The sequence below is a fragment of the Candidatus Omnitrophota bacterium genome (genome assembly GCA_028716165.1).
Classification (GTDB): Bacteria; Omnitrophota; Gorgyraeia; order JABMRG01; family JABMRG01; genus JAQUQI01.
Window position 1 is genome coordinate 173671 of sequence record JAQUQI010000001.1, and the last position, 9294, is coordinate 182964.

Genomic DNA, 9294 nt, shown 5'->3' on the forward strand with positions numbered 1-9294 from the left:
AACATAAAAATGAAAGCAGGCGGAGGATATTACCTTAAATTTTTATTCATACCTCAAGGCTTCAATAGGATTAAGCCTTGATGCCTTCTTTGCCGGCCACAGGCCGAAGAATATGCCCACCATTATTGAAAAACCCGCGGCAAGTATTATATTAACAACGCTGACGCGCGTGGCCCAACCGGCAAAAATAGATAATAAAACGGCTGATATTATACCTAAGACAATACCCAGAAACCCGCCGCTTAATGTCATAACGACCGATTCTATTAAAAACTGCATCATGATGTCTTTGGCGCGCGCGCCGATTGCTTTGCGAAGGCCTATCTCCCTGGTGCGCTCTGTTACGGATACAAGCATAATATTCATTATGCCGATACCCCCTACAAAAAGGGATATTGCCGCGATACAGCCCAAAAGAAGGCTCATAGTCTTGGTAGTGCTTGTCAGCATCTCCTGCATTTCACTCATATTGCGTATGTGAAAAAAATCATCGGGATTTTTGTATATACGGTGCCTTTTTATGATAAGCTTTTCTATGCTGGCCTGGCCGCGATCTATTGAGTCGGCATCAGCTATTTCAACATATATGCCATCCAGATAATCCTTGCCGAGCACCCTTTTCATGGCTGTTGTTACCGGTATATATATAATATCATCCTGATCTCTCCACCCGGTACTGCCTTTTTGAGGAGCAAGGCCTATTACTTTGAAATTAATCCTGTTGATCTTAACAGTTTCTCCGATCGGGTTGCCGGAGATAAAAAGTTTTTCCGCTACAGTAAGCCCCAATATGGCTACCTTTTCCCGCCTGTTAATCTCATCTTGCGTAAACCATCTGCCGACATCAGGCGCGGTAGCCCTCATAGAGGCGTAATCATAGCCTACACCCTCAATACGCGTGCTCCAATTTTCATTCTTATACACTATCTGGCCGCTGCCGCTTACATAACCGCTGACCTTATTAACCACAGGTTTAAGGTTCGCGATAGCATCAACGTCTGCCGGTAAGAACCGCGTCACAGAGCCTGCTCCGGAAGCCGCGCCTCTGACCCTGCCGGAACCTCCTTGCACGGACAGCAGATTTGAACCCAATGATTTTATCCTGTCTTCTATTGACATCTGGGCTCCGCGGCCCAATGCCAGCATTGCTATGACCGCGGCAACGCCAAAAAGGATACCAAGCATTGAAAGCAATGACCGTATCTTGTTCGCCGCCATGGCCCTGAACGACTGCCTGATATGTTCCCTAAGTTCAATTTCACCGAAATAATTGCATATCTCTGATGCTACGTTTTTTATGGAAACCGCCTCTTCCGGCACTTTTTGCGCAGGAATTTTTTGCTCATCGGATACAACCTTTCCGTCTCTCATAACGATTATTCTTTTGGCATGCGCGGCAACCTCTTGTTCGTGGGTGACCATAACCACGGTCTTGCCCTGTTCGTTTAAAGAGAGGAGTATCTTCATTATTTCTTCTTCACTTTTTGTGTCAAGGTTGCCTGTAGGCTCATCGGCGAGTATTATCATCGGGTCATTTACCAGCGCCCTGGCAATCGCCACCCTCTGCTGTTCGCCGCCGGACAATTCACTCGGCATATGCCTATGCCGCCTGGACAGCCCCACCATATCAAGCCTTTTGCCGGCAAGTTCTATCAGGCTTTTTTTGCCTGAATAGATTAGAGGTAATTCCACGTTTTCTATGGCGGTAGTATTCCTAAGCAGGTGAAATTGCTGAAACACAAAACCTATGAGCTTATTTCTTAAATGCGCCAATTTATCATCGGAAAGCCGCGACACCTCTGTGTCAAAAATAGTGTAGGAACCCTTTGCGGGCCGGTCTAAAAGACCGAGTATATGCATAAGAGTTGACTTGCCGGAACCTGAAGCGCCCATTATTGCCACGAATTCGCCGCGGGCTATGGATAGAGAAACGCCGTCCAGGGCCTTAACAGAGGCATTTCCCGCGCCGTATGTCTTGCATAGGTTATTTATTTTTATCATTTTTTTTGCCTGACGGCATAAACGGACTGCCTGCCGTAACTTTTCTTTGCGGCATATACGAATTGTTCTCCAATACGACATTATCCGCCGCGCCAAGCCCCGACAGGATCTCTGCCGTTTTGTCATTATACAAGCCTATTTCCACATCTCTCTCCTGCAGTTTGCCTGTGGCGGCATCACGGACCACGACATACTGCCTCTTATTATCATAACGGATCGCGTTATAAGGCACTGTGAGGGCAGACTGCCTTGACTCCTCAATGACCTCGGCAGTAACACTCATACCGGACCTTAAGAAATCGGGTATATTATCAGGGACAATATCCACATCATATATCGTGACATTATTTACTATCTCCGACTCATAAGCTATGTGGCTTACGATGCCGTTTAACTTTACATCCGGATAGGCGTCAAGGGTTACGACAGCCTTCTGGCCTGCCTTGACTTTGGCAATATCAGTTTCATCAAACTGCGCGCTGACAATCAACCTGTCTGACAAAACCAGCATCGGGTCGGATGTAACCACGGTCTGGCCCGGCTCAACAGAGCGCACAATGACTTCTCCGTCAATGGGCGAAATAATAGGCGTCTTTTTATAGACATCCTCCCAATATTTTAATACCTCGCCGCCCTGTGATCTCGCGGCGTCAATAAGCGCGGCCCTTTCGGTTGAGCTCATCCATACCAATACCTGGCCTGTCTTTACCTTGTCGCCTTCTTTTACCAATATCTCATCCACCCTGCCGCTTATGGAAGGCTTTATTTCAAGACGGTTCTGGGGTTCTATCGCGCCTGTTGTAATAACACTGCGCGTTATCTCGCCTGTTGATGGCATTACAATGACGGATTGGGTAGGCCTGTTTTTCGGGCCGGCTGTCTGCGATTTCACCCATAGCGCGAGAGAAACGATTAATACCATAAAAAAAACCGCAAAAACCATTTTATTTTTTGTCATATTCAAGCATGCCTCCTGTGGCCTGTATCCAGTAAGCCTCGGCGATAAGCATATCCGCGCGGGTATTCAAATAGGTTTTTTGGGCCTTTACAAGGTTATCCTCTATGATAATCCAGTCATTGAACGATGCCAAGCCGGTGGAGTATTGCGACCTGGTTATCTTAGCGCGTTCTTCAGCGGCTTGAAGAAATTTCTCCTGGACAGAAACATTGGATATGGCATCCTGCAGGTCTTTCCAACTTCTCTCCAGAGTGACCAATACGCCGTAGCGTCCGCTCCTCTCATCAGCTCCGGCCTGTTCGAGCCTGGACCTTGCCTTTGATACCTCTGCCAGGCGTTGGCCGCCTTCAAATAACGGCAGAGATACGGATGCTCCCGCGGACCATTCATCTTTTTTGGGCAGCCATTTATCGCCTGTCCTACTTAACGCGCCATTAACGTAGACTTTCGGGAAAAAATCAGATTCTTTTGAATTGAGATTATACCTTGCCGCTTCTTTTCTTGATATCAGTTCTTTGATAAAAGGCGTGTCTTCTGCAAGGATATCTATATCAGGCTTTGCCGCGTAATCCCGGTCCAGGCAAAGCTGGCCTACTGCCTCAATACAGATATTGCCCTCGGCCCCGAGCTCCTTTGCCAACTCCCTTTGGACAAGGATGACGCTTCTTTCCGCCTGGGATTGTTCAAAATCCGCCTGCGCCATATCCGCCTCGGCCGTTAAAAGCGCTCCCTTGTGCTCTCTGCCGCCTTCATAGCGCAGTTTTACAAGCTCAAAATTTTGTTTCCGCCTTTGCGCGATGTCTTTTGTAATAGATATAAGTTCCTGCGCCCTTATGAGGCCTACGAAACAACTTCTAAGGTTTAATCTGACGTCGGAAGAAACCACCGCGTAATTATACCGCGCGGCCTGCAAGTCCTTTAAGGCGCCGCTTAATTCGCTGGCTGTCTTAAAACCGTCAAATACAAGCTGGCTCGCCGATATACCGTAAGAATAAGTATCCGAGGCGGGCCTGCCTTCGGTTTTATGCCGTTTGACCGAGGCATCGCTATCTATCTGCGGCATCATTGAGCTGGCGCTGATATCCTTGTCGGAGACAGCCTGTTTTATCTGCTCATAAGCTGATACCAGTTCAGGATTATTAAATACGGCTATACGCGCGCATTCATTCCATGTAAGCTTATCCTGCGCGTAAGAGCAGTAAATAGGGCATAACAAGGCAAGGGCCAGTAAGCTTAACGTTTTTTTAATCCGCATATACGGCCTTTCTAAAGTAGAGCAGATTCTAATATAAAACTCCGGGGAACATCCTAAACCCGGCGGGGTCAGGTTGATTTTAGTTTGTTAAAGACAAGATCACGCAAAAGTCCGAAATCGCCGGGGGCAAAACATTTTGTGTCAACAGGAGGCAATACTCTTACCGTCCCTTTAACCTTTGCTTTAAACACCCAATCCCCTCTTGGAATAGCCTCTCTCGTTCCTTGTATAAGAATAGGCAATACAGGCTTCTGTTCCTTTATGGCAAGCTTAAAAGCGCCGTTCTGGAATTCATTCATATTATCAGTGCGGCTCCTTGTCCCTTCGGGGAAAAAAAGCACGGACATATCATGCCTAAGCCAGGAAGCGGCCTCCTTGTATATTTTTTTGATACTTCCGAATTTACCCCGCGATAGCTTTATGTGCCTTCCCAGGGACAAGCACCAGCCTATAAAGGGCAGTTTGAAAAGGCTTTCTTTTGCCACCCATTTAAATTGAAGTCTCGTTTTATATATAACCACTATGTCCGCCAGGCTTTGGTGATTAGCTGTTATAACATATGTCTGGCTCGGATCAATATTTTCAAGCCCATATACCTTTACATCCCAGAATGGGTTAAACCCTATAATGGCGTCGGCCCACCAGAAACACTGCCTGTGGACAATCCTTTTCTGCCTGTCAAAAGGAAAAAGGACAAAGGCAAGGAACAGGCTTACAAAAAACAGCGCTATAGTTAGCGCGGTGCTGACAACCCAGATAATTAACGATATTATAAATTTCATTGATTAGACACGGTTGCGGGATATTTATTCCCAAATTACAATAAAAAACACTTCGCAAAAAAACATGCAGCCGGTTGATTTCCTGAATCGCAACGCGCATACCGGTAAAGCGCGCGAACTAAATCCTGGGCAGGCCCTCTAATGATTTGAGCGAGGCCTTGAGGTCTCTTTCAGGCAAATGGTATTCCTTAAGATGCCCCTGCATAAACTTATCATAACCTGCCAGGTCCATAAGCCCGTGGCCGCTATAGTTCATCAGAATAACCTTTTCCTTTGCCTCCTGGCTTGCCTTTTTCGCCTCATCAATAGCGCATGCTATAGCATGGCTGGTTTCAGGAGCGCATATCATGCCTTCGGTCTTGGCCCATATAAATGCCGATTCATAACATTTAACCTGGTCATAGGCCTTTGGCCTTATAAGGCCCTGTTTAGCAACGTGGCTTACCAAAGGAGACATCCCGTGATAACGAAGTCCTCCGGCATGTATTGGCGGCGGAACAAAATTATGCCCTAATGTATACATGGCAAGCAGAGGGGTCTGCCCGGCCATATCGCCGTAATCATAAGTATAAGGGCCTTTTGTAAGCGTTGGGCAGGCGGTGGGTTCGGTCGGTATTATATCAATATTGGCTCCGTTTATCTTATCATATATAAAAGGAAAAGCCAGGCCGGCAAAATTACTTCCGCCTCCGGCACAGCCGATTATCACATCAGGCAGTCTTTCTCCGATAACCTGGAGTTGTTTCTTGGCTTCTAAACCTATAATAGTCTGATGCAGCATGACATGGTTTAAAACACTGCCCAAGGCATAACGGGTCTTGCCGCTTTTATCAGATACCGCGTCCTCTACCGCTTCACTTATAGCTATTCCGAGACTGCCGGGAGTATCAGGCATTTGCCTTAGTATTTTTCTGCCGAATTTTGTTTTTTTGCTCGGGCTGGCAATACATTCTCCTCCCCACACCTTCATCATTATCTTGCGCAGGGGTTTTTGATCAAAGCTTATACGCACCATATAAACGCGGCATTCAAGCCCGATCAATGAGCAGGCAAATGAAAGCGCGCAGCCCCATTGGCCGGCCCCTGTCTCGGTAGTAAGCCTCTTTATGCCGAATTGTTTATTATACCATGCCTGGGCAACCGCAGTATTTGGTTTATGACTGCCCGGAGGGCTTACACTTTCATCTTTATAATAAATACGGGCCGGGGTCTTAAGATACTTTTCAAGATAAACGGCTCTTCTTAAAGGAGCAGGCCTCCAGCGGTATAATATTTCAAGCACTTCTTCCGGAATGTCTATCCAGCGTTTAGTGCTTACCTCCTGCTCTATCAGATTCATCGGAAATACAGAGGCAAGCATGTCGGCAGTAACCGGTTTTCCGTCGGGGCCTAAAGGCGGCATAATGGGCCCCTTGAGATCGGCAACGATATTATACCACTGCCTTGGTATGTCCTTTTCCTCCAGGATAACCTTCCTCGTCATATTACCTCCTTAGCATTTATATAAAACGGATATTATGCCATTGCAACCTGACGGCGGGTTTTTTTCAACGGACAAGCGCCCTGCGCGGGGCATTCGCCGGTCCAGCAATACAGACAAAGTTTTTCCCGGTCAAGCCCTATGGCCTTTACCATATCCTCTATAGTTTGATACCTTAGGGTAGTAACATTGAGGTCCTTTGCGATATACTCAATCATCCGTTTGTATTTTTCTGACTTATCGTCAATATATTCCGAAACATCCTCTATGTCCCGGCCTTCAAGAGCGTGTATGGCCCTTCGGGCGGCTAATTCCTTTATTGACCTCGTAGAGAGGTTGAATTTGCACGGAAACATCAACGGCGGACAGGCAAGGCGGGCGTGTATTTCCTTCGCGCCTCTGTTCCATAGTTTTTTGATAGCAAAATTCCTAAGCTGCGTGCCTCTGACTATGGAGTCTTCACATAAAACTATTTTATTGCCTTCAACGATCTCCCTAATAGCGACAAGCTTCATTGTGGCGACGTGATTTCTTGTATCCTGCGAAGACTGGGTATAGCTCCTGCCGTAACCCGGAGTATATTTCACAAGCGGCCGGCGGAAGGGCAGGCCTGATTCCATGGCATAGCCTAATCCGTGCGACAGGCCTGAATCCGGCACTCCTGTCACAAGATCCGGTTTTATATCCTTGTCGCGCATAGCAAGCAGTCTGCCGCATCTTTCTCTTACAATCTCCGTATTGATACCCTCATAGTTTGACGCGGGAAACCCGGTATATATCCACAAAAAAGCGCATATCTGGTTCATGCCGCCGGCAGGCCGCTTGATGCTTATCCCGTTTCCATCTAACAGAACAATCTCTCCCGGAGCTATATACTTTACAACGTCAAAACCGATATTCTCAAACGCGAATGTTTCGCTCGCCGCCGCCCAATCATTGCCGCGCCTTCCTACAGCCAAAGGCATATACCCATAGCGGTCTCTGGCCGCGTATATGCCGTCTTTGTGCAGTATCAAAAGTGAACACGAGCCTTGTATTCTGTCAAACATCTTTTTTATGCCGTCTACAATGTCCTTGCCCTGATGTATCAGCTTCGCGACAAGCTCGGTTGAATTCACCTGCCCCCTGGTCACTTCACTGAATGAAACACCCTCTCTTAAAAGATCATCCGACAAAGTTTTCGCGTTTTCAATATAACCGCTTATCACTATACAAAAAGGCCCGAATTTAGAGCTAAGATATATAGGCTGTTCATCGCAATCACTGATAACACCTATACCCTTATTGCCACGCATCTGCCTGTAATCATTACAAAACTTGGATTTGAACTGGCTCTGCCTGATATTGTGTATTACGCGGCTGAAATCATCGCCCAAAACCGCCATGCCGGCAAATTCCGTGCCAAGATGTGAATTATAATCAGTGCCGTAAAATAAGATTTCAGCGCAATCATTTTCTGAAAAAACACCGAATATTCCGCTCATTCGCTTCTCCCTTACACGTATTCATAAATGCGGATTTGAAGGATATTTATTATACTATATTGCGTATACGGATGTAAACTACTATTTAAATCAAGTAGTGTCAAGATAATTGTGCACTTTCGTATTTAAGTTCAGATTGAATTAAGTCTTTAGACATATCCTCTAGTATTGTTATGTTAAGGTGCTTTATGATACCAAAGATCCATAAGTTTAAAGAGTGTTCGTTTTTAAAGTAACCCTGTATCCTATTTCTTCTTCGTATCTCTTCTATAAAGCGCTCTAAGTGGTTTGAGGTGCTTATTAAGTTTCTGTCCGCTTTCGGGAAGTCATAATAGTTCAAAATATTGATAAAGTTGTTTTGAAAGTTCTTGCAAGCCCTCGGTTCTTTATCCTGCCAGTTATATAAAAACCTGTTAAACCGGTTAATTGCCCTTTGTTTAGAAGGCTGCTGGTATATAGTCTTGGCCTGTTTTAGCATTTTAGCTCTGTGTTTACATTTATGCCTTATATTTTGTAATAAGTTGCGTAATTTATGAGTATAGCAGTATTGCCTTTTGGCATAAGGATATACAGTATTAACAGCCTGGGTTATTGACTCAGAGCCATCTGCTATTATGCAATCTAAGCATTCCAGGCCACGTCTGTATAGATCATTTAAAAGTGACGTATATTCTGCCTTTGTTTCGCCTTGGGCCAGCTTAAAGCTTAAGAGCTCTTTCTTGTTGTCTTTGGTAACGCCTAAGGCAAAAAGAACAGGCCTTTGTCTTATGCTAAGCTCTTGTATATGCACCCACATGCCGTCAAGTATAAGGTACTTGTAGTTATTAGCTATTGGCCTTTGCCTGTAGCATCTTAGCTCTTCTTTTAAGGCGTATAACAGGTTAGAAGCTGTGGCATGGCTTACAGAGTCTCCCATAACATGATAGAAGAGCTTTGACTGCTTACGCGTTGATAAGCCTAATATCACTGATAATGCTATGCAGTAATCCAGCCCCTTATGACGTCTTTGGTATGTGTCAAAGAGCTTGTATCTTAGCTTTGCATGCCTTGCCCGGGGTATTTTAACAGTTGCAGCACCGAATGTTGATGTAAATACCCTGTCATAATAACCACATCTTACGTCTATCCTTGTATGCGTTCTCTGGTAAAGCTCTGCTTTAATAGCCTCCTGGAACTCTCTGTTAATGCTGTTTTGCATAACGCGCTGTATTATTAATCTTATATCAACTTCTAGTGAGTCTTGGGTAATAATACCTAAATCTGAAAGATTTCGCTTTACATATTGCCATTGTCTTGCGACCGTATCCTGGGAGAGGTCTAAGTCTCTCATGGGC

At 45.6% G+C, this 9294-nt stretch carries 7 protein-coding genes; all 7 read right to left on the minus strand.

Features of this window, described 5'->3' with window-relative positions:
* Window positions 1–42 precede the first annotated feature (42 nt).
* The 7 genes from PHV77_00895 to PHV77_00925 all read right to left on the minus strand — a co-directional run bounded on the left by PHV77_00895 (window position 43) and on the right by PHV77_00925 (window position 9290).
* Window positions 43–2001 (minus strand): ABC transporter permease, encoded by a 1959-nt coding sequence (locus PHV77_00895; protein ID MDD5503857.1) that lies wholly within the window; start codon window positions 1999–2001, stop codon window positions 43–45.
* Window positions 1985–2959, minus strand: a complete 975-nt coding sequence (locus PHV77_00900; protein MDD5503858.1) for an efflux RND transporter periplasmic adaptor subunit — start codon at window positions 2957–2959, stop codon at window positions 1985–1987. Before PHV77_00900 ends, PHV77_00895 begins: the two co-directional genes overlap by 17 nt.
* Entirely contained in the window at window positions 2946–4214 is a 1269-nt protein-coding gene (locus tag PHV77_00905; protein ID MDD5503859.1) for a TolC family protein, read from the minus strand. Before PHV77_00905 ends, PHV77_00900 begins: the two co-directional genes overlap by 14 nt.
* Window positions 4215–4282: 68 nt before the next feature.
* Window positions 4283–4996, minus strand: coding sequence for a lysophospholipid acyltransferase family protein (locus PHV77_00910; protein ID MDD5503860.1), 714 nt, complete (start codon window positions 4994–4996; stop codon window positions 4283–4285).
* Window positions 4997–5114: 118 nt separating this feature from the next.
* Complete coding sequence (locus PHV77_00915) at window positions 5115–6479, minus strand: TrpB-like pyridoxal phosphate-dependent enzyme (GenBank protein MDD5503861.1); 1365 nt, start codon at window positions 6477–6479, stop codon at window positions 5115–5117.
* A gap of 32 nt (window positions 6480–6511) precedes the next feature.
* A complete protein-coding gene (locus PHV77_00920; protein ID MDD5503862.1) occupies window positions 6512–7960 on the minus strand; it encodes an amidophosphoribosyltransferase in 1449 nt (482 codons plus the stop codon).
* Between the two features lie 100 nt (window positions 7961–8060).
* The gene (locus PHV77_00925; protein MDD5503863.1) at window positions 8061–9290 is read right to left on the minus strand and encodes an IS256 family transposase; all 1230 of its coding nucleotides are present in this window, start codon (window positions 9288–9290) and stop codon (window positions 8061–8063) included.
* Between the last annotated feature and the right edge of the window lie 4 nt (window positions 9291–9294).

What these genes read in the sequence shown, in the direction of transcription:
- PHV77_00915 (MDD5503861.1), bottom strand. Translation starts at nt 6,479, where the DNA reads ATGACGAGGAAGGTTATCCTGGAGGAAAAGGACATACCAAGGCAGTGG.
- PHV77_00905 (MDD5503859.1), bottom strand. Translation starts at nt 4,214, where the DNA reads ATGCGGATTAAAAAAACGTTAAGCTTACTGGCCCTTGCCTTGTTATGC.
- PHV77_00920 (MDD5503862.1), bottom strand. Translation starts at nt 7,960, where the DNA reads ATGAGCGGAATATTCGGTGTTTTTTCAGAAAATGATTGCGCTGAAATC.
- PHV77_00895 (MDD5503857.1), bottom strand. Translation starts at nt 2,001, where the DNA reads ATGATAAAAATAAATAACCTATGCAAGACATACGGCGCGGGAAATGCC.
- PHV77_00910 (MDD5503860.1), bottom strand. Translation starts at nt 4,996, where the DNA reads ATGAAATTTATAATATCGTTAATTATCTGGGTTGTCAGCACCGCGCTA.
- PHV77_00900 (MDD5503858.1), bottom strand. Translation starts at nt 2,959, where the DNA reads ATGACAAAAAATAAAATGGTTTTTGCGGTTTTTTTTATGGTATTAATC.
- PHV77_00925 (MDD5503863.1), bottom strand. Translation starts at nt 9,290, where the DNA reads ATGAGAGACTTAGACCTCTCCCAGGATACGGTCGCAAGACAATGGCAA.